The sequence below is a fragment of the Arthrobacter echini genome, from assembly GCF_008107445.1.
GTDB classification, from domain to species: domain Bacteria; phylum Actinomycetota; class Actinomycetes; order Actinomycetales; family Micrococcaceae; genus Arthrobacter_D; species Arthrobacter_D echini_A.
In genome coordinates this window covers 26,096-45,513 of the sequence record NZ_VSLD01000007.1, presented here as the reverse complement: position 1 = coordinate 45,513, position 19,418 = coordinate 26,096, and the positions used below count along the sequence as shown (strand labels likewise).

Annotated in this window: 13 protein-coding genes; 10 read left to right on the top strand and 3 right to left on the bottom strand. The window is 69.2% G+C overall.

The window, feature by feature from the left end; translation table 11 throughout:
* Positions 1-64: 64 nt before the first annotated feature.
* The 6 genes from mtrB (at position 65) to secA (ending at position 9,563) form a co-directional block, all read left to right on the top strand.
* Positions 65-1,804 (top strand): MtrAB system histidine kinase MtrB, encoded by a 1,740-nt coding sequence (gene mtrB, locus FQ377_RS12460; protein ID WP_262364447.1) that lies wholly within the window; start codon positions 65-67, stop codon positions 1,802-1,804.
* Positions 1,791-3,536 carry an LpqB family beta-propeller domain-containing protein gene (locus FQ377_RS12455; protein ID WP_148601595.1) on the top strand — a complete coding sequence of 582 codons (1,746 nt, stop codon included), beginning with the start codon at positions 1,791-1,793 and terminating at the stop codon, positions 3,534-3,536. The genes mtrB and FQ377_RS12455 overlap by 14 nt, the downstream gene beginning before the upstream one ends.
* 61 nt (positions 3,537-3,597) lie before the next feature.
* Positions 3,598-4,575 (top strand): ComF family protein, encoded by a 978-nt coding sequence (locus tag FQ377_RS12450; RefSeq protein ID WP_262364446.1) that lies wholly within the window; start codon positions 3,598-3,600, stop codon positions 4,573-4,575.
* Positions 4,576-4,699: 124 nt separating this feature from the next.
* Positions 4,700-5,428 (top strand): ribosome hibernation-promoting factor, HPF/YfiA family, encoded by a 729-nt coding sequence (gene hpf / locus FQ377_RS12445; RefSeq protein WP_148601594.1) that lies wholly within the window; start codon positions 4,700-4,702, stop codon positions 5,426-5,428.
* Between the two features lie 100 nt (positions 5,429-5,528).
* The gene (locus FQ377_RS12440) at positions 5,529-6,740 is read left to right on the top strand and encodes a winged helix-turn-helix domain-containing protein (protein WP_148601593.1); all 1,212 of its coding nucleotides are present in this window, start codon (positions 5,529-5,531) and stop codon (positions 6,738-6,740) included.
* Positions 6,741-6,854: 114 nt separating this feature from the next.
* Positions 6,855-9,563: a preprotein translocase subunit SecA gene (gene secA, locus FQ377_RS12435; RefSeq protein ID WP_148601592.1), complete on the top strand. Its 2,709-nt coding sequence runs from the start codon at positions 6,855-6,857 to the stop codon at positions 9,561-9,563.
* Position 9,564: 1 nt separating this feature from the next.
* On the opposite strand, the gene FQ377_RS15010 is transcribed toward secA, so the two are convergent.
* The gene (locus FQ377_RS15010; protein ID WP_222861876.1) at positions 9,565-10,155 is read right to left on the bottom strand and encodes an Rv3235 family protein; all 591 of its coding nucleotides are present in this window, start codon (positions 10,153-10,155) and stop codon (positions 9,565-9,567) included.
* A gap of 63 nt (positions 10,156-10,218) precedes the next feature.
* A complete protein-coding gene (locus FQ377_RS12425; protein WP_148601591.1) occupies positions 10,219-11,130 on the bottom strand; it encodes a LysM peptidoglycan-binding domain-containing protein in 912 nt (303 codons plus the stop codon).
* A gap of 107 nt (positions 11,131-11,237) precedes the next feature.
* Between FQ377_RS12425 and FQ377_RS12420 the strand changes: the two genes are divergently transcribed.
* Entirely contained in the window at positions 11,238-11,822 is a 585-nt protein-coding gene (locus FQ377_RS12420) for a hypothetical protein (RefSeq protein ID WP_148601590.1), read from the top strand.
* A 216-nt stretch (positions 11,823-12,038) separates the two neighbouring features.
* Here FQ377_RS12420 and FQ377_RS12415 read toward each other — a convergent pair whose 3' ends face one another.
* On the bottom strand, positions 12,039-12,266 hold the full coding sequence (locus FQ377_RS12415; RefSeq protein WP_262364445.1) for a helix-turn-helix domain-containing protein: 228 nt from the start codon (positions 12,264-12,266) through the stop codon (positions 12,039-12,041).
* Between the two features lie 181 nt (positions 12,267-12,447).
* Here FQ377_RS12415 and FQ377_RS12410 point away from each other — a divergent pair, with 181 nt between their 5' ends.
* The 3 genes from FQ377_RS12410 to FQ377_RS12400 are packed head-to-tail and all read left to right on the top strand — an operon-like array spanning position 12,448 to position 19,309.
* Positions 12,448-13,104, top strand: coding sequence for an SAF domain-containing protein (locus FQ377_RS12410; protein ID WP_262364444.1), 657 nt, complete (start codon positions 12,448-12,450; stop codon positions 13,102-13,104).
* Complete coding sequence (locus FQ377_RS12405; RefSeq protein WP_148601588.1) at positions 13,101-14,429, top strand: CpaE/TadZ family protein; 1,329 nt, start codon at positions 13,101-13,103, stop codon at positions 14,427-14,429. The genes FQ377_RS12410 and FQ377_RS12405 overlap by 4 nt, the downstream gene beginning before the upstream one ends.
* A 47-nt stretch (positions 14,430-14,476) precedes the next feature.
* Complete coding sequence (locus FQ377_RS12400; RefSeq protein ID WP_148601587.1) at positions 14,477-19,309, top strand: NAD-glutamate dehydrogenase; 4,833 nt, start codon at positions 14,477-14,479, stop codon at positions 19,307-19,309.
* Positions 19,310-19,418 lie beyond the last annotated feature (109 nt).

Genomic DNA, 19,418 nt, shown 5'->3' with positions numbered 1-19,418 from the left:
GGTCCCGCCCCGCGGTTCGTCAGCGCCGGAGGTGGTCCCGCCCCGCGGTTCGTCAGCTCCAGAGGTGTCTGCCGGCGCTGACCCGGCAACGGGCCGTGGTCAGCGGGTCGCGGCACGCCTCCGTGGAGCGCTGCGGAGGATCGCGGCGCACTGGAGGCGTTCGCTGCAGTTCCGAACCGTGGTGGCGACGATGCTGCTGACCTCGGCGTCGTCCGTCGCGGTGGGCGGTTTCCTCTCCACACAGATCGCCGGTGCGCTCTACGACCAGCGTTTCGATCAGTTCAGCGCCGAAGCGACCAGCGAGCTCACCCGGTACAAGGCGGTCTTCCGGGATTCCCCGGCGACCGATCGGGACACGATCAGCCGCCTGGTGCTCGACTCGGTCACCGCCCTGGCCGGGAACGACACCGACTCGCCGCGTGAGGCCATCCTGGCCCCCATCTCCGGTGAGGAGATCGTCATCCCCACCACGTCGAGTCAGAAGGGTGCGACGGCGCGCATGCTGCCCCAGGACCTCCAGGCGGCCATTGCGGACGGCGAGGACATCTACTGGTCCCCGATCGTGATCCCGGTGACCAAGAGCGGTGAGGTCGAAGCCCCTGGAGTCGCCTTCGGTACCCGGGTGACTCTCCCGCCGGAGCAGACGCCCTACGCGCTCTACGTCTTCTACGATCTCTCCACCATGCAGGACACGCTGAACTACATCCAGCGCGTCCTGGCGATCTCGGGTCTCATCCTCCTGGTCATGATCGGTGCGATCGCCTGGTACGTCACCCGCAGCGTCGTCCGACCCGTCAGCCATGCCGCTGCCGTGTCCGAGAAGCTCGCAGCAGGTCAGTTGCAGGAGCGCATGGAGGTCAGCGGGGAGGACGAGGTGGCGCGCCTCGGGGTCTCGTTCAACCACATGGCCGGCAGTCTGCAGGACCAGATCAACCAGTTGGCCCAGCTGTCGCAGATGCAGCAGCGCTTCGTCTCGGACGTCTCACACGAACTTCGTACCCCGCTGACCACCGTGCGCATGGCCGCCGAGGTGCTGCACGACGCCCGTGAGGATTTCGACCCGATCAACCGGAGATCCGCCGAGATCCTGTTCGACCAGGTGGAGCGCTTCCAGGCCCTGCTCGCCGATCTCCTCGAGATCTCCCGCTTCGACGCCGGCGCGGCGACGCTGGAGGCCGAATCGGTGGATATCGTGCAGCTGGTGCAGCACGCGATCGACGGCGCCTGGCCGCTCTCCGAGCGGCTCGGTTCGGAGGTGAGCATCATCTCGACCGAAGCGAGCTGTATCGTCGACGCGGATGCGCGGCGGATCGACAGGATCCTGCGCAATCTCATCGTCAACGCACTCGAGCACGGGGAGGGAGAACCGGTCGACATCCACATCGCCTGCAGCCCGGAGGCTGTCGCGGTAGCGGTCCGTGATCACGGCATCGGCATGACGGAGGACCAGGCCTCACGCGTGTTCGACCGCTTCTGGCGGGCCGACGCGGCCCGGGCCAGGACCACGGGGGGCAGCGGGCTCGGTCTGTCCATCGCGACCGAGGACGCCCGCCTCCACCGGGCGTGGCTGCAGGCCTGGGGGGAGCCCGGGCAGGGGTCGTGCTTCCGGCTCACCCTGCCACGCCACCAGGACATCGACCTGGCGTCCTCGCCGGTGGCGCTCCCGCCCGCGCCGATCTCCGTCGCTGCGTCCGCAGGGGCAGTCGGGATCAGCAGGTCAGCGGCTGACGACTCCCGGCAGGCCGGCGCTGACGGGCGGATCCAGGAGGCACAGGAGGTGGGGCAGCGCCGTGAGACACCCTAGGACGACGTCGGCGACCGGCATGCCACGCCGCGCCACCGCACGCCCGGTCGGCCTCCTGACGGCGCTGCTCATCCTGTGCCTGCTCCTGCCCGCCTGCACGGCGATCCCGACGGACGGCCCGGTGGGGGTCATCTCCGCCTCCGACGGCGAGACCGGCGGGGTGGCGGCGGTCTTCGATCCCCGGGGCCCGGCGGTCGACGCGAGCCCCGCGCGCATCCTCGTCGACTTCATCACCGCTGGAACCGGCACGAGCGACGGCTACAGTGTGGCCCGCCAGTACCTGACACCGGAGCTGCAGGACACCTGGACACCGGAGGAGCGGATCGTGCTCTTCCGCTCCGATCCACGGGTGGAAGCGCGCGAGGCCGAGGGCGCCTACCAGATCCAGCTCGAGACCACGGGAATCATCGATGCCGCGGGTGTGCGGACCAACAGTGTGGTGCCGGCGACGGAGACCATGGACGTGCGCCTGGTGCAGGTGGACGGCCAGTGGCGGATCGACGAGATCCCCGACGGCATCATGCTCGCCCAGAGCAGCGCTCGGGATATCCTGCTCTCCCACAATCTCTACTTCTACAGCAGCACCTACCGGTACTGGGTGCCCGACGCACGCTGGTTCGTCCGTCGCACCGGGGTGACGGCCCGGGTGGTCGGGGCCATGCTGGCAGGTCCGGTGCCCTACCTCCAGGGCTCCGTCACGAGCGCCTTCCCGGAAGGGGTGAATCTCGCCCGGGACTCGGTGCCGATCACCTCGGGGACCGCGACGGTGGAACTGTCCTCGCAGGTCCTCGAGAACGCCACGAATCTGAGTCTGCAGCAGATGAACCAGCAGTTGCAGGTCAATCTGCTGGGCCTGAACGACGTCACCTCGGTGGAGATGACCACGGACCAGCCCATCGAGCTGGGTCCGCCGTCCCCGGACCTCGTGGTGCCAGAACTCTCCCCCGACGTGGGCGGTGAGCAGGTGGCGGTCTCCGGCGACGAACTGGTCTCCGTGCGCAACGGCCAGGCCACTCCCATCGAGGGCCTGCCGTCCGTGGCCGAGCTCGGGCCGCGCGACCCGGCGGCCTCCGTCTCGGGCAGCGCCTATGCCTTCGTGGACGCAGCGCGCAAGGCACTGTACGTCGCGGCGCCGGGCAGCGAGGCACGCAGGATCGCCGTGGGCACGGCACTGACCCAGCCGTCCTTCGACACCGAGAACTGGGTCTGGTCGGCGCGCTCCGTCGGTGGGCGCAGCGAGGTTCTCGCCGTGCCGCCCGGTGGTGCGGAGCGGGACGCTGCCGTGCTGACGGCGAGCTGGCTCGGGGACCAGAAGGTCCTGGACCTGCGCGTCTCGCGGGACGGAGCCCGCGCCCTGGTCGTCACCGATCGCGGTGGTGCGGCAGAAGTGGTCCTGAGTGGGATCACGCGGTCCCCCGAGGGCGTACCCCAGACTTTGGCGTCCCCGCTGTCCATTCCCACGGCGGTCGACGTCGACACAGCCAAATGGGCGGGGCAGAGCACCATCGTCGCCTCAGCGATCGGTGCCACTGCCACGGTGGAGCCGGTGGTGCTGCATCTGGACGGCGAGCAGGAGATGATGGCCACGCTCGACGGCGTCCTCGGGATCAGCGCGGGAGCGGACGCCGAGGAGATGTTCTACGCGCAGGCCGGCGACACCCTGTACCGGCGCATCGGCAACAGTTGGGTCGACGAGCACATCGACGTCGTCGACCCCGCCTTCCCCGGCTGAGGTCGTCCACATAGCGGTGCTCAGGTCCACCGCCGGAGCGCGTCCGTGCTCTGCTGGAGCCGTGGATTCCAGTACCCGGGCCCTGTTCCACCGCCTCGACGCCGTGTACTTCGGGCGTCCGTACCAGCGGTTCGCGGGTGCGCTCCGCGGCTTCGGGACCCTCGTGCTGCCCGCCTCGTGCGTGCAGTGCGGGGCATGGGACTCCTCCCTCTGCCGCGGGTGCCTCACGCGGTTCAGGAGGGCCACAGCACGGCCGTTCCGCGCGGAGGCAGGAGCCGAGTCCCTGCCCGACGTCCGGCTGCAGCCGGACCAGGTGCATCCGGCGGACCACGGCTTCGGACCCCTGCCGGTCGTTGCGGCGGGTCGCTACGGACCGGTGGTCGCCCGTGTACTGCTCGCCTACAAGAACCACGGCCACGTGGATCTCGCCGCAGCCGTCGCGGCGGCACTCGCCGGCGCGCTGCACGCCGCGGTCCCCGGAGCTACCGGCCGATCGGGGGACGCGGCGGGCAGGGGAGTCCTCCTCGTCCCCGTGCCGACGCGGGCCTCGTCACGGCGGCGCCGCGGGTACGACCCCGTGATGCTGCTCCTGGTGCGCCTGCAGCGCAGTGCCTCACTGCCCGTGGACACGGTGCTCGGACCCGTCGTCCGGCATCGCCCCTGGGCGGCGCTCGTGGCACGACTCGCCCGGCGGCACGGCATGCCGTCCGCCCGGGAGCTCCGCGCGGCGGTCCTTCCGGGTGCCGGCGGCCAGAAAGGGCTGGGCCGGCGTCGTCGCAGGTCCCAGGTGCTCGGTTCCATGAGGATCGCAGCACGGGCCCGGCACACGCTGTCCGGACGCGAGTGCGTCATCGTGGACGACGTCCTGACCACCGGAGCGACCATCGGGGAAGTGCACCGTGTCCTGGTGTCCTGCGGCGCCACGGTGCTGGGTGCCGTCGTGATCGCGGCCACGGCCCCGCCCGCGGGGGAGACCGGCCGTAGCCTCGGTGCGGAACCCCGGGACATACCGATCAGACATCTCCCCGGTGATGGGTGAATAAAGCATCGGCGTGAACTACCGTGAGGCATGGGTACAACTCAGTGACGGAACGTACCCCTCGGCGGCGGCTCTGCACAGCGCGCGGCCGCCGTTGTGTCACCTTGACGATGTGGAGGGCACCATGGAGTTTGAGATCAATGGCCGGAACCTTGCGGTATCGGACCGGTTCCGTGAGTACGCGACCGAGAAGATCGACAAGATCGAGCAGCTCGGCGACAAGGTACAGCGGGTCGACGCGAAGATCACCAAGGAACCCAACGCACGCCTGGCGGACACCTCACTGACCGTCGAACTGACGGTGATCTGCAGGGGACCGGTGGTCCGTGCGGAAGCCTCGGCCTCGGACAAGTTCGCCGCCTTCGATCTCGCCTACGCGAAGCTGCTCGAGCGACTGCGCCGGGCCCGCGACCGCCGGAAGGTCCATCACGGACGCCACACGCCCGTCGCCGTACGGACGGCGACCGCCGGACTCGAACCCGCGGATCCCGCCCAGCCCATCTACCAGGACTCCCCGGGGGCCGCGCAATCGGACCAGCCCGCGTCGCAACAGGACGGCGACCCCTACGCCTCGCCGGACGACGTACCCGCCGGTGATTCGCCGGTCCTCATCCGCCGGAAGGTCTTCTCCGGCACGCCGATGACGCTCGACGATGCCGTCGACAACATGGAACTGGTGGGCCACGACTTCTACCTCTTCGTCGATTCCGCCACGGGAGCCTCCTCGGTGGTCTATCGGCGGCAGGGGTGGACCTACGGTGTGATCTCGCTCGACTCCGAGGGACTGGACGGGACCGCGCCGTCGCGCGAGCAGCTCCTCGCCTACCGCGCCGAGGAAGCGGCGTCGGCCTGACCGTCCCCGGCGCACGAGGTGCCCGGTCAGCAACCAGCCACGGACGTGCCCCCGCGCCGAGAGCGGGGGCACGTCCGTGCAGCAGCCCGCACAGGAGTCCATGCCCGATCTGACCACGGCCCATGCCCGGCGTATCCTCCTCGCCGCCCAGGGGCTGCACCGGCCGCGACCGGAGGCCGAGCCGACCCGCCGGAGGATCGACACCGTGGTCCGGCGCCTCCAGGTCCTGCAGCTCGACAGCGTCAACGTCCTGACGCGCTCGCACTACCTGCCGCTGTTCTCGCGCCTCGGACCCTACGAGCCGGCCCTCCTGGATGCGCTGTCGGCGCGGGCTCCGAGGCGACTCGTCGAGTACTGGGCCCACGAGGCCAGCCTCGTCCCGCCCGAGCTCTTCCCGCACCTGCGCGCCTGGCAGCGCCGCACCTGGATGGGGGCCGGCAGTATGCCGGAGGCCCAGCGCGGCATGCTCGAGACCACCATCCTCGAACTCCTCGACCGCAGCGGCCCGCTGACCGGTTCGGCGATCCAGCGGCGTCTCGGCGCCGACCGCACGCGGCCCGCCGACGGGTGGGGCTGGCGATGGACCGCAGCGAAACGCGTGCTCGAGGATCTCTTCGGCCGCGGCATCCTCGGTTCCGCAGGCCGCACCGCACAGTTCGAGCGCCGCTATGCACCCATCAGCCGTGTCCTCCCCGACCCCGCCCTGGCCACGCTGCAGATCGAGCGGCCCGCGGCCCTGGCCGTTCTGGCCGAACGCGCAGCCGGGGCCCTCGGGGTGGCCTCCGCCCGATCGATCGCCGACTACTTCCGGACACCCGTCCGGCCGACGCGTGAGGCTCTCGACGACCTCGTGTCAGCGGGAGCCCTGGAGGCGGTCACCGTGGACCGGGGCCCGGAGCGGTGGTACCTGCATCCCGCAGCCGTCCGCCCGCGGCGGGCAGGGGGACGGGCGCTGCTGAGTCCGTTCGACTCCCTCGTCTTCGATCGCGACCGCCTGCACCGCCTGTTCGGCGTGCACTACCGCATCGAGATCTACACACCGGCCGCTCGCCGGGTCCACGGGTACTACGTGCTGCCCTTCCTCCTCGGCGACGCGATCGTCGCCCGCGTCGATCTCAAGGCGGACAGGGCCTCGGGACGATTGCTCGTGCGTGGCACCCATGCGGAGCCCGGAGCGCCGCCCGGTACCGCAGCGGAGCTCGCGGACGAGCTGCGCCTCCTGGCACGCTGGCTGGGACTGGACGATGTCGTCGTCGAGGACCGCGGGAACCTGGCACGCGTGCTTGCCGTGGAGGCGGGCAGACTAGCCTGAGTCGGTAGGGGATCCTCGTCAGCGCGGACCGGCAGGGAACCGACGCGGGGATCCGGTCGTCGAAGTACACTAGACACGCCATCTTGGGCAGCATCAGATTGGGAGCAGAGACCAGTGCCATCACTTCTTGAACGAGTACTTCGGACCGGCGATAAGAAGACACTGAAGAGACTCCGGAACTACGCTGACGCCATCAATGTCCTCGAGGACGAATTCCGGGACATGACCGACGCCGATCTCCGCGGGGAGACCGATCGGCTCAGGAAGCGGCTGGCCGACGGCGCATCGCTGGAGGAGCTGCTCCCCGAGGCGTTCGCGGCCGTGCGGGAGGCCTCGAGCCGGACCCTGGGACTGCGCCACTTCGACGTCCAGCTCATGGGCGGCGCCGCCCTGCACCTGGGCAACATCGCGGAGATGAAGACCGGTGAGGGCAAGACCCTCGTGGCGACGGCTCCCGCCTACCTGAATGCCCTCAGCGGCAAGGGCGTCCATGTGATCACCGTCAACGACTACCTGGCCGAGTACCAGTCGGATCTCATGGGGCGTGTCTTCCGCTTCCTCGGCCTCACGAGCGGCTGCATCCTGTCGAAGCAGGACCCCGCCACCCGCCGGGAGCAGTACGCCGCCGACGTCACCTACGGGACGAACAACGAGTTCGGGTTCGACTACCTGCGCGACAACATGGCGTGGAGCTCCACCGAGCTGGTCCAGCGCGGCCACAACTTCGCGATCGTCGACGAGGTGGACTCCATCCTCATCGACGAGGCGAGGACACCCCTGATCATCAGCGGGCAGGCCTCGGGCGACGTGAACCGCTGGTACAACGAGTTCGCCAAGGTGGTGCAGAAGCTCTCCGTCGACGTCGACTACGAGGTGGACGAGAAGAAGCGCACCGTGGGTGTGCTCGAGGACGGGATCGAGAAGGTCGAGGACTACCTCGGCATCCACAATCTCTACGAGTCGGCGAACACTCCGCTCATCGGGTTCCTCAACAACGCGATCAAGGCCAAGGAACTCTTCAAGGCCGACAAGGACTACGTCGTGCTCAACGGGGAAGTCATGATCGTCGACGAGCACACCGGCCGGATCCTCTCCGGCCGGCGGTACAACGAGGGAATGCACCAGGCCATCGAGGCGAAGGAGGGGGTGGACATCAAGGCCGAGAACCAGACCCTCGCCACGATCACGCTGCAGAACTACTTCCGCCTGTACGACACGCTCTCCGGCATGACGGGTACCGCCGAGACCGAGGCGGCCGAGTTCATGTCCACGTACAAGATCGGCGTCGTCCCCATCCCCACCAACCGGGAACTGATCCGCCAGGACCTCTCGGATCTGATCTACAAGAACGAGGTCGCCAAGTTCGAGGCGGTCGTGAAGGACATCCTCGAGCGCAACAAGACCGGCCAGCCGGTTCTGGTCGGTACCACCAGCGTGGAGAAGAGCGAGTACCTCTCGAAGCAGCTGGCCGGCGCCGGGGTGCGGCACGAGGTGCTCAACGCGAAGAACAACGCGCGTGAGGCCGCCATCATCGCCCAGGCCGGCCGCAAGGGCGCCATCACCGTCGCCACCAACATGGCCGGGCGCGGTACCGACATCATGCTCGGCGGCAACGCGGAGTTCAACGCCGTCGCCGCCCTCGAGAAGCTGGGACTGGACCCGGCCGACGACGCCGAGGCCTACGAGGCGAGATGGCCCGGGGCGCTCGAGGCCGCCAAGGAAGCGGTCAAGGCCGAACAGCTGGAGGTCCGCGAGCTCGGCGGACTGTACGTGCTCGGGACCGAGCGGCACGAATCGCGCCGCATCGACAATCAGCTGCGCGGCCGGTCGGGCCGCCAGGGTGATCCCGGTCGCTCCCGGTTCTATCTCTCGCTCACCGACGACCTCATGCGGCTCTTCAATTCCGGTGGCGCGGAACGGATCATGAACAGCTCCACGATGCCCGACGACGTCGCGCTCGAGTCGAAGCTCGTGTCCAAGGCCATCGAGAACGCGCAGGGCCAGGTGGAGGGCCGCAACGCGGAGCAGCGCAAGAACGTCCTCAAGTACGACGACGTCCTGAACCGGCAGCGTGAGGCCATCTACGGTGACCGCCGCCGCATCCTCGAGGGTGGGGACCTGCAGGAGAAGGTGGGGTTCTTCCTCGAGGACGTCATCACCGCGATGGTGGACGAGGCCACGGAGCAGGGCCACGGGGACGACTGGGACTACGAGCTGCTGTGGACAAATCTGAAGACGCTCTACCCGATCACCCTCACGTCGGCGGAGGTCATCGAGGAAGCCGGTGGTGCCTCCAGGCTGACGCGCGACTTCCTGCACGCGGAGATCCTCTCCGACGCCAAACTTGCCTACCGGGCCCGTGAGGAGGCGCTCGGCGAGCAGGCGATGCGCGAGCTGGAGCGACGCGTGGTCCTCTCGGTCATCGGCCGGAAGTGGCAGGAACACCTGTACGAGATGGATTACCTCAAAGAGGGCATCGGGCTGCGCGCCATGGCGCAGCGAGATCCGCTCGTCGAGTACCAGCGCGAGGGCTTCATCCTCTTCCAGGCCATGATGGAGGCGATCCGCGAGGAGAGCATCGGGTTCCTCTTCAACATGGAGATCGAGGTGTCGGCACCGGTCGCCACGGGCCTGCCCGGTGTCACCGACGGCCGGAGCCTGGTTCAGGCCCCGTCGATCAAGGCACCGGGGCTCGATGCTCCGGCGAAGCCGGCCACGCTGAACTTCATTGCGCCCAACGCCCAGGGCGAGGCCGAGGTCCATGTGGAGCGGACCAAGGCCCAGCCGGTGCCCACCCGGAGCAAGAAGACCAGAAAGAAGTAGCTCAGCCGATCTCGAGGGCGGTGATCCGCCACGACCCGCGCCATTGCTCGATCCTGAGGGCGATGGCGCGGACCCGCTTCTGGTCGAAGGCGACCACCGACGCCTCGTAGATCCCACCGCTGACCTGGCAGACCCGGACGGACCGGATCAGGACATGCCGCGGTGTGCTCGTACGCGCCGCCCCGATCCGAGGAACCGGCTGCGTGATGCAGCGCACCAGATTGGTACGCAGCTGCAGCCTCTCGTAGTTCTCGGGATCAAGCCAGCGTGCCAGCTGCTGCAGCGGCCGGGTACCCGCGAGGACCTCGAGCGCCCCCTGGGCCACGGACCGGGCGATCCGGGCAACACGTCGGAACGCCTCGGGATCCGCACCGTGCTCCGTTCGAAGCAGGGCAGCGTCCGCCCGTACAGGTCCCTCCTCCGGTGGTGCATTCTCCCCCGGTGGCGCACTGCCCTCCGCGCCGCCCGCACGGGGTCGTAGCTCGATGATGGGCGCTGGATCCCTGGGCAGCGCCCGCACCGGGCGTGGTGCCCCGCTGGCTTCGGCGAGCTCATCGACGGTGTCCTCATGGAGCCGGGTGACGATCGACATGGCGATTCCTTTCCACAGGGGGTCTGCATACGCTGGTGCGGTGTGCTTCTCCGGGGGAGGGTCCTAGGCCGGAGCCCGCAGGACCTGGCCGGGGAGCACGAGGCAGGGATCGGGCCCGATGGTCGACGCGTTCGCCTGGTACCAGCCGGGCCAGGTCGCGGCCACATCAGCCGCGGTCGCCAGGGGGCCGAGCTGAGTGGCCACGATGGACCAGAGCGAATCACCCGGTGCAACCACGATCTCCGCGGGCCCGGCCTGCGGGCGCGTCTCCGCACGGACCAAGGGTCCTCCGTCGGTCGGTACCGGCGCAGGTTCCCAGCCGCGGTCCGCGGTAGGCGCGGCAGCTTCACCGGTGGGCGTCTGCGTCGGTGCAGGCGTCGCCGGCGTGGGCGTCGGTCCCGGTGCTCCCGACGTGACGGGCGCAGGTGAGGGAAGGTCCTGCGGAGTCCAGTACGGCGAACCGGGGGCCCCGGGAGTGCCTGCCTTCGCCGGGGGCGGAATCGGCCCGGAACTCTCGGCGGCAACGGCAGCGGCTGCCGCAGGCGCAGGGACGGTCCGGGCCGAGGGCCGCAGCCGGACGACAGGTGAGCCCCCGTGGTCCGCCGGCGCGGGGAGGGCGATGCTGGCAGCACCGGACGGGACCGGGGCTGCGTGGGCCACGGCCGGGACCGTGAGGGTGGTCAGGCCCAGGAGGGCCACGGCGAGCCGCTGCATCATCGCAGGGGTCCAGCGTGCAGCCCAGGAGGAGGCCGGCGAGGGGCCCCGCCGCCGCACCACCTCGGACGCGAGCGCGAGCAGCAGTGCCAGGATCCACACCCCGATGATCCCGAGCCCTGCGAGGGAGAGACCGATGGCGAGGGCGTCCTCGACGCCGAAGGATGCCCGCGGACCGTCCAGCGCGCGTCCTGCCGCCAGCAGCACTGCTCCGGTGAGCAGGATCAGCCCCGCCTGTACTGCATCTGCCTGTTTCGTCATGATCGCCACCTGGAGTACCTGATTGGATCTCTTTTGGAACAGTTTGGTGCAGTTTGATGAGGTTTGTCCAGCGAGATAATCTCCTGTGGGCAGTCATTGACCGGTCGATGAGCCCTGCCTATCGTGAGGTCATGCGCTGGGATGCCCTGTTCGACGATCTGGAGGCGCAGCTGGAATCGGCCGCCACCCGGGGGCAGGAAAACGAGATCCGCGAGCGGACCCGGGTCGAGCAGTCCCGTCTCACCCTCGTCCAGCGCCTGACCGGACACCTCGATCGTCCACTCGGCGTCACCACCCGCGGTGGCCGGTCCCTCACCGGCCTGCTGACCACGGTCGGTTCGGCGTGGATCGCCGTTCTCGTGGAAGGCCGGTCGATCATCGTGCCGCTGCAGTCGCTGAGCAGTGTCCGCGGGCTGGGCCGGGGCGTGGGCCAGCCGCTCACGGGCGTCGGCGCCAGGCTCGGGCTGGGGTCCGCGCTCCGAGCGCTCTCACGGGACCGGGCGCAGGTGTCGATCTGGCTGATAGCACCGGCAGCACGCACCACAGGCGTGATCGATCGCGTCGGCGCCGACTTCCTCGACCTCGGTCTCGCCGGTCCGGGGGACGGCAGGAGGGGGACGGCAATGCGCGATCTCCTGACGGTGCCCTTCGCCTCCATCGACACCCTCGATGCGGCGACCACCCCGGAATGAGCGTCCGGGCGAGTACCCGCGAGGCAGCGTCCGCCGCATTCCCTCAGGGCCCGTGACGTCCTTCAGGCCGCGCCCCGTGACGTCCTTCAGGCCGCGCCCCGTGACGTCCTTCAGGTCGCGCCCCGTGACGTCCTTCAGGCCGCGCCCCGTGACGTCCTTCAGGCCGCGCCCCGTGACCCTGCCGGGGTCCGTGACCTCGAGGGTCCATGACGTGCTTCAGGCCGGGGGCGAACCGGCGTCGTCGTTCCGAAGTCCGGAGGCGGTCTTCTCGTAGGCCCGCGTGATGTAGTCCTCGAGTACTCGGGTCTCGACACGCCACTGGCCACGCCCGCCCACCTGGATGGCCGGCAGTTCACCGGAGCGCACGAGCGCGTAGGTCTGCGACGAGCTGATGTTGAGGACCTCGCCCACATCGGCGAGGGTGAGGAAGCGTCGCTCGACCACTACGGCACCCCTCCTGCTGGTTCGATCACAGCACAAGTCTGCCACCGCATCCATCCACTCCGGCGGATATCCACACCGCACCATCATTTGGCAGCGACCCGTTCCCATCGGGGCCGCTGTGCACAACAATGGCGGTCAGGGGTGCCGGATGCGGGCGCCACGGACCCGATGGGGGACGAGAGTGAGCACCGACGTACGGATCGCCCAGCCCACAGGAGAAGCTCCGCGCCTGAGGAAGCCGTCCTGGAAGGACCCGCGCCTGCTCATCGGCCTCCTGCTGGTGTTGGCCTCTACCGCGGGCGTCGTCGCCCTCCTGGACAGCCAGAACACGACCACCGAGGTGTACTCGGCGCGCCAGGACCTGGCGGTCGGGTCTCCACTGACGCCCGACGACGTCGTGCCGGTACCGGTACGCCTCGGAGATGCTGCCGGTTCCTACCTGTCGGCTGGTGAGCAGATTCCGGACGGGGCGGTGGTGACGAGGATCGTCTCCGAGGGGGAGCTGATCCCCTCGGCCTCGCTCGGACGCTCCGACGCCCTGGACCGCAAACCCGTCGGGCTGACGATCGAGGATCCACTGCCCTCGGGAACCAGCACGGGGGACCGCGTCGACGTGTGGGTCTCCCTGCGGACGGACACGAACAGCTACGAGGAGCCCCGCCTGTTGCTCGAGGCGGCGGAGGTGGCCGAACTGACGGTCGGGGAATCGGCCCTCGGGGCGAGCTCCTCCACCCTCGTACAGGTGCTCGTCGGCGACGAGGCGATGCCCGATCTGCTCGACGCACTGTCCAACGATGCCCGCATCGCCGTCGTCCTGAATCTCGGTGCGGGTTCGTGAGCATCCCGGTCATCACGCTCGGGGGCGTGGCGAGTGCCTTCGTGCCGGGTCTCGAGCAGCTCCGGGGTCCGGTCACGGTGGTGCGTCGATGCGAGGATCTGGCCGAACTCGTCGCCGCCTGCCAGAGCGGACTCGCCCGCGCGGTCATCCTCGCGCCCGGCGCCGCGGAGCTGACGGTCTCGCTCATCACGCGGCTGCACTTCTCCGGCGTCGTGGTCGTCGTCCTGTCCGAGCATGCGGCGGCGCCGGGCGCGGAGGCCGTGGAGGGGGTCGTGTACGTCGATCAGGGTGTGGCCCCCGCGGCCCTGGCCGACGCCGTCTCGCGGGCCGTCGAGCAGTTCGAGGCAGAGGACCCGCCGCCGCGTGGGTCGTTGGCGTTCGCCGACCCCTTCGACGTGCCGCAACCGGCCCGGGCAACGCTCGTCGACACCGCGGGGCCGCCCGGGGACGGCCGGGTGGTCGCGGTCTGGGGCCCGGTGGGGAGCCCCGGACGGACGACGGTGGCGATCAACATGGCGGCGGAACTGGCGGCAGCGGGGACCTCGACCCTGCTGGTGGACGCCGACACCTACGCGGCGAGTGTCGGTGCCTGTCTCGGTCTGCTCGACGAATCGGCGGGGCTCGCCCAGGCCTGCCGTATCGCCGACCAGGGCGGCTTCTCGCCCGCCGCGCTCGACCGGATCGCCGTGAGTGTCGCCATCAAGGGCGGTCGCCTGCGGGTCCTGACGGGCATCACGCGGGCGGACCGCTGGCCCGAAGTGCGTCCGGCGGCGCTGGGCCACGTCCTGGAAGCTGCCCGCTCCCTGGCCGAGGTGACAGTCATCGACTGCGGGTTCTGCCTCGAGGCGGACGAGGAACTGAGCTTCGACACGCTCGCCCCGCGACGCAACGGTGCCACGCTGCGCTGCCTGGAAGTGGCCGACGTCGTCCTCGCCGTGGGCGGAGCGGACGCGATCGGGGTACCGCGCATGGTGAAGGCCCTGACGGAGCTCGTGGAGATCGTGCCCACGAGCACGCCCCGCGTCGTGTTCAACAAGGTCAGGGTCGCGGCCGTGGGCCGGTCTCCCGAGACCCAGCTGCAGGAGGCGTGGGCTCGGTTCGGCCCGGCCATGGACATCGCCGCCTTCCTCCCGATCGACCACGCAGCGGCGGACCAGGCGCTCCTGGCGGGTACCGCACTGCTCGAGACGGCGCCCGCCTCACCGCTGCGCCACGCCATTGCGGAACTCGCCGATGTGCCACCGAAGGACGCGCGGCGACGGCGGTCCCGGCGCAGCACACGCAACGTGAAGTTTCCCTCCAACCCCGCTAGGCTTCGCGAATAAGAGGTCGCAACGGAGCGGCCTTTCCTTTCACAACGGAGGCTCTCCCCATGTCGTCTGGATCCCGGCTAACGGATCAGTCAATTTCGGACACGTCAGGGGAGGAATTCGTCAGGAACTACTTCGAGCACCTCGCCCGCGAGGACGCCCTCGCCTACGACCCCGCCGAGCTCCGGGAGCGGGCGCTGGCCCACCGCACACTGGCGGAGTCCCGCGAACCAGGCACTGCCGTCATCGACATCCTGGACCAGGGCGTATCGAGCGTCGTCCTGATCGTCACCGACGACATGCCCTTCCTGGTCGACTCCGTCACCGCCGAACTCGTGCGCCAGCACGCGGCGATCCGCCTCGTGGTGCACCCCACGTTCGTTGCCGGGCGCAGCGGAGCTACGCACGCGCTGGAGTCGCTGGAGCGTGTGCCGTCGACGGCGGGAGCCTCGAGCGGCGATACGGCGGCGCTCCCGGTCCACGCGTCATCGGACAGTCGCACCACGCACATCGAGTCCTGGATGTCGGTCGAGATCTCGCGCCTGCCAGATGCCGCAGCGAAGGAGGAAGTCCGGGAGGGGTTGCACCGGGTGCTGGAGGACGTGCGGGCCGCCGTCGAGGACTGGGCTGCCATGCGCGGCAAGGTGACCACCATCGAGGCGTCGCTGGGTGATGTCGTGGGCGGCGGGGACATCCCCGACCTGCAGCAGGCGAGGCATCTCCTCCGCTGGCTCGAGGACGGCAACTTCACCTTCCTCGGGTACAAGGAGTACGACCTCGTGAAGGACGAGCACGGAACCGACGCCCTGCGCGTCCGCGAGGGCAGCGGTCTGGGACTGCTCCGGCACGGAGGGGGCGGCGGGGCCGTGCAGCACCTCACCGAGGCCGGCCGTGCCAAGGCCCGCGAACGTCAGGCCCTCGTCATCACCAAGGCCAATTCCCGATCGACGGTCCATCGCGCGGCGTATCTCGACTACATCGGGGTCAAGAGCTTCGACGCGCAGGGCAATGTCGACGGCGAGCGGCGCTTCATCGGACTGTTCGCGACCAGCGCCTACACAGGCTCGGTCCTGGACGTTCCCCTGGTCTGCGACAAGGTCTTGGAGGTGCTGCGTCGCTGTGGCTTCCCCTCGGACTCCCACTCGGGCAAGGATCTGCTCTCCATCCTCGAGACCTATCCGCGTGACGAGCTCTTCCAGATCGAGGTCTCGGATCTCGTGTCCACCGCCCTCGGGATCCTCCGGTTGCAGGAGCGGCGCCGTACGCGACTGTTCCTGCGCCCCGACATCTACGGCCGCTTCATGTCGGCCCTCGTGTACCTGCCGCGCGACCGGTACACCACCAATGTGCGGCTGCGGATCGAGGGCGAGCTGCGCGAAGCCTTCCACGCCGACTCCATCGACTTCGAGGCGCGACTGAGCGAATCGGCCCTGGCCCGCCTGTTCTTCCGTATTCGCCTGCCGCGCGGCACCGAGCTGCCCCCCGTCGACGCCGAGCAGCTCGAGGATCGCCTCGTCCATGCGGCGCGCTCCTGGTCCGAGGGCATCGAGGAGGTGGCCCGGCAGCGATTCGAGCAGGACACGGCCGAGCCGCTCGCGGCACTCTGGGCGGAATCCTTCCCTCCCAGTTACCGGGTGGCCTACGAGGTGGAGGACGCCCTCGAGGACATCGCCCGTTTCGAGGAGCTGGCCGCCGCGGAATCGGGGGCCCCGACACTCCAGGTCTACGTTCCCTCCGGGTCAGCGCCGAACGACGCCCAGGACGCGCGGCTGAAGCTGTACTTCACCGAGGCCAGGAGTCTCACCCGGATCCTGCCCTACTTCCACAATCTCGGGCTCGAGGTCCTGGACGAACGGCCGTTCAAGGTGACGCGGTCCGACGGACGCTCGTTCTTCCTCTACGACCTCGGGCTGAAATACCCTGCCGGCGTGTCACCACTCGGGACGGCCACCCTGCTGCAGGAGGCGTTCGGGGCAGCGGTCGTCGGAGACAGCGAGTCCGACCCGCTGGACCGCCTCGTCCTCAGCGAGGAGCTCGGCTGGCGGCAGGTGCTGATCCTCCGCGCCTACGCCAAGTACATCCGCCAGCTCGGCAATGCCAATTCCTACGACTTCGTCGCCGACACGCTCATGAGGAATCCCGTCGTCACCCGTGGCCTGGTCGCCCTGTTCATGGCACGGTTCGACCCCGATCTCGACGGTGACCGCGATGCGGCGAGCGCGACCGCCCGCGCGGGACTCGAGCAGGGGCTCGAGGAGGTACCTACGCTCGACGCCGACAGGGTGCTGCGCATCTTCGTCAATCTCATCGAGGCGACCCTGCGCACGAACTACTTCCAGGACAAGCGGCACGTCAGCTTCAAGTTCGCCACGGAACGTATCGAGGGGGCACCCTTCCCGCGCCCCAAGTTCGAGATCTGGGTGTATTCGCCGCAGATCGAGGGCGTGCACCTGCGCTTCGGGAAGGTGGCCCGTGGTGGGCTCCGGTGGTCGGACCGCCGGGAGGACTTCCGCACGGAGGTGCTCGGCCTGGTCAAGGCGCAGACCGTGAAGAATGCGGTGATCGTCCCCACCGGCGCCAAGGGCGGATTCTTCGCGAAGCAGCTCCCGGATCCCGCCGCCGACCGGCAGGCGTGGATGGCCGAGGGCCAGGCGAGCTACCGCACCTTCATCAGAGGCCTGCTGGACATCACGGACAACGTGGTCACCAACGGCACCACCGAGTCGATCCTGCCCCCGCCGCTCGTGGTGCGGCACGACGACGACGACTCCTACCTGGTGGTCGCAGCGGACAAGGGGACGGCATCCTTCTCCGACATCGCCAACGAGCTCTCGGCGGAGTACGGGTTCTGGCTCGGTGACGCCTTCGCCTCCGGTGGCTCGGTGGGCTACGACCACAAGGCCATGGGCATCACGGCGCGTGGCGCATGGGAGTCCGTCAAACGGCACTTCAGCGAGTTCGACGTCGACACGCAGACGCAGGACTTCACGGTGGTCGGCGTAGGCGACATGAGCGGCGACGTCTTCGGCAACGGGATGCTGCTCTCCCGGCACATCCGTCTGCTCGCGGCCTTCGACCACCGTCACATCTTCCTCGATCCGAACCCCGAGGATGCCGAGGCATCCTTCGCCGAACGGCGCCGACTCTTCGAGCTGCCGCGATCGAGCTGGGAGGACTACGACGCACAGCTGATCAGTGCCGGAGGCGGCGTCTACCCACGGCAGGCGAAGTCGATTCCCGTGTCCGCCGAGGTGCGCGAGGCGCTGGGCCTGGACGCCTCGGTCACGAAGCTGAGCCCGCCGGAACTGCTCAAGGCCATCCTCCGCGCCCCCGCGGACCTGCTCTACAACGGGGGTATCGGCACCTACGTGAAGGCCTCGGACGAGACCCACGCGCAGGTCGGGGACCGGGCCAATGACGCCATCCGCGTGGACGGCGGCGAGCTGCGCGCACGCGTCGTGGGTGAGGGCGGCAATCTGGGGATGACCCAGCGTGGACGTATCGAGGCGGCACTTTCCGGCGTCATCCTGAACACCGACGCGATCGACAACAGCGCCGGCGTGGACTGCTCCGACTACGAGGTCAACATCAAGATCTTCGTCGACCGGATGGTGCGCGCCGGGCGACTGCAGCCGGAGGAGCGCGCCGAGTTCCTGCACTCGATGACCGACGAGGTCGCCGAGCTGGTGCTGCAGGACAACATCGACCAGAACATCCTGCTGCTCAACGACCGCCGTCAGGTGATCGAGTTCAGCCCCAGCTACGAGCGCATGATCAACTGGCTGGAGGACAAGGCCGACCTGGACCGCACCCTCGAGGCGCTGCCCACCACGGCGGAACTCAGAAAGCGGATCGACGCCGGCCAGGGCCTCACCTCGCCCGAACTCGCCGTCCTGGCCGCGTACGCGAAGATCGAGCTCAGCCGGGTGCTGACCGCCTCGGATCTCGCGGACGACCCGTACTTCAGGGGGACCCTGCGGCGGTACTTCCCACGGCAGCTCGTGGAACGCTTCGACGACCAGCTCGACACGCACCCACTGCGCCGGGAGATCATCTCGACCCTCGTCGCGAACGACATCATCAACCTCGGCGGTATCACCTTCGCCTTCCGGGTGATGGAGGAGACCTCGGTGCCCGAGTCCGTCGTCGCCCGCGCGTTCGTGGCGCTGCGCGAGATCTACTCGCTGGACGAGACCGTCGAGGCGCTCTCCGACCTGCCGGCGGACTTCCCCACCGATCGGTGGACCACCGTCTACCTGGATCTGCGCCGGCTGCTGGACCGGGGGGTGCGCTGGTTCGTGAACCACGTGGCGCAGGGCACCTCGGTGGACGAGGACGTCGCGGCCTTCAAACCGCTGATCGCGCCGTTCCGCACGCACCTCTCGGAGTACCTGCAGGGCAGTGACCACGAGCGGGCCCGCGAGGGCATGGAGACGGCGTCCCAGTGGCAACTGCCGGAGGAGCTCGGCCGGCACTGGGCCGAGCAGTTCGAGTCCTTCGCCCTCCTGGACATCGCCTACAGCACCCGGCGGGTCGACGAGCCTGTGGAGAACATCGCGAAGGTGTACTACGCCGTGTACGACCGCTTCGAGGTGGACAACCTGCTGCAGCGGATCACGAAGCTCCCGCGGACGGACCGCTGGCAGGCGCTCGCACGGGCGGCGCTGCGCGACGACCTCTACTCGACCACGGCGGACATCTGCGTCGCCGTGATGCGGGCGTCGCAGGATCTGCAGGACCGCGATGCGGGGGAGCGGCTGCTCGCCTGGCAGGAGCAGAACGCGGACCAGCTGCAGCGGGCCTCGAACATGTTCGCCGAGGTCAATCTCCTCGAGCAGGACGACATCTCGTCCCTCTCGGTGGCCCTTCGCCTGCTGCGCTCCATCGTCCGCTGATCGTCCTTCGTTGATCAACATCTGCTGATCGACGTCCGCCGGTCGACGCACACCCCGGTCGGTCCTGTCCGGCCGGGGTGGAAGACTGGGCACCGGCATCCAGCCGAAC

Bases quoted from the DNA above. Each gene is read 5' to 3' on its own strand.
- hpf (WP_148601594.1), top strand. From the start codon at position 4,700: ATGGAGTTTGAGATCAATGGCCGGAACCTTGCGGTATCGGACCGGTTC.
- FQ377_RS12440 (WP_148601593.1), top strand. From the start codon at position 5,529: ATGCCCGATCTGACCACGGCCCATGCCCGGCGTATCCTCCTCGCCGCC.
- FQ377_RS15010 (WP_222861876.1), bottom strand. From the start codon at position 10,155: ATGTCGATCGTCACCCGGCTCCATGAGGACACCGTCGATGAGCTCGCC.
- FQ377_RS12425 (WP_148601591.1), bottom strand. From the start codon at position 11,130: ATGACGAAACAGGCAGATGCAGTACAGGCGGGGCTGATCCTGCTCACC.
- FQ377_RS12420 (WP_148601590.1), top strand. From the start codon at position 11,238: ATGAGCCCTGCCTATCGTGAGGTCATGCGCTGGGATGCCCTGTTCGAC.
- FQ377_RS12400 (WP_148601587.1), top strand. From the start codon at position 14,477: ATGTCGTCTGGATCCCGGCTAACGGATCAGTCAATTTCGGACACGTCA.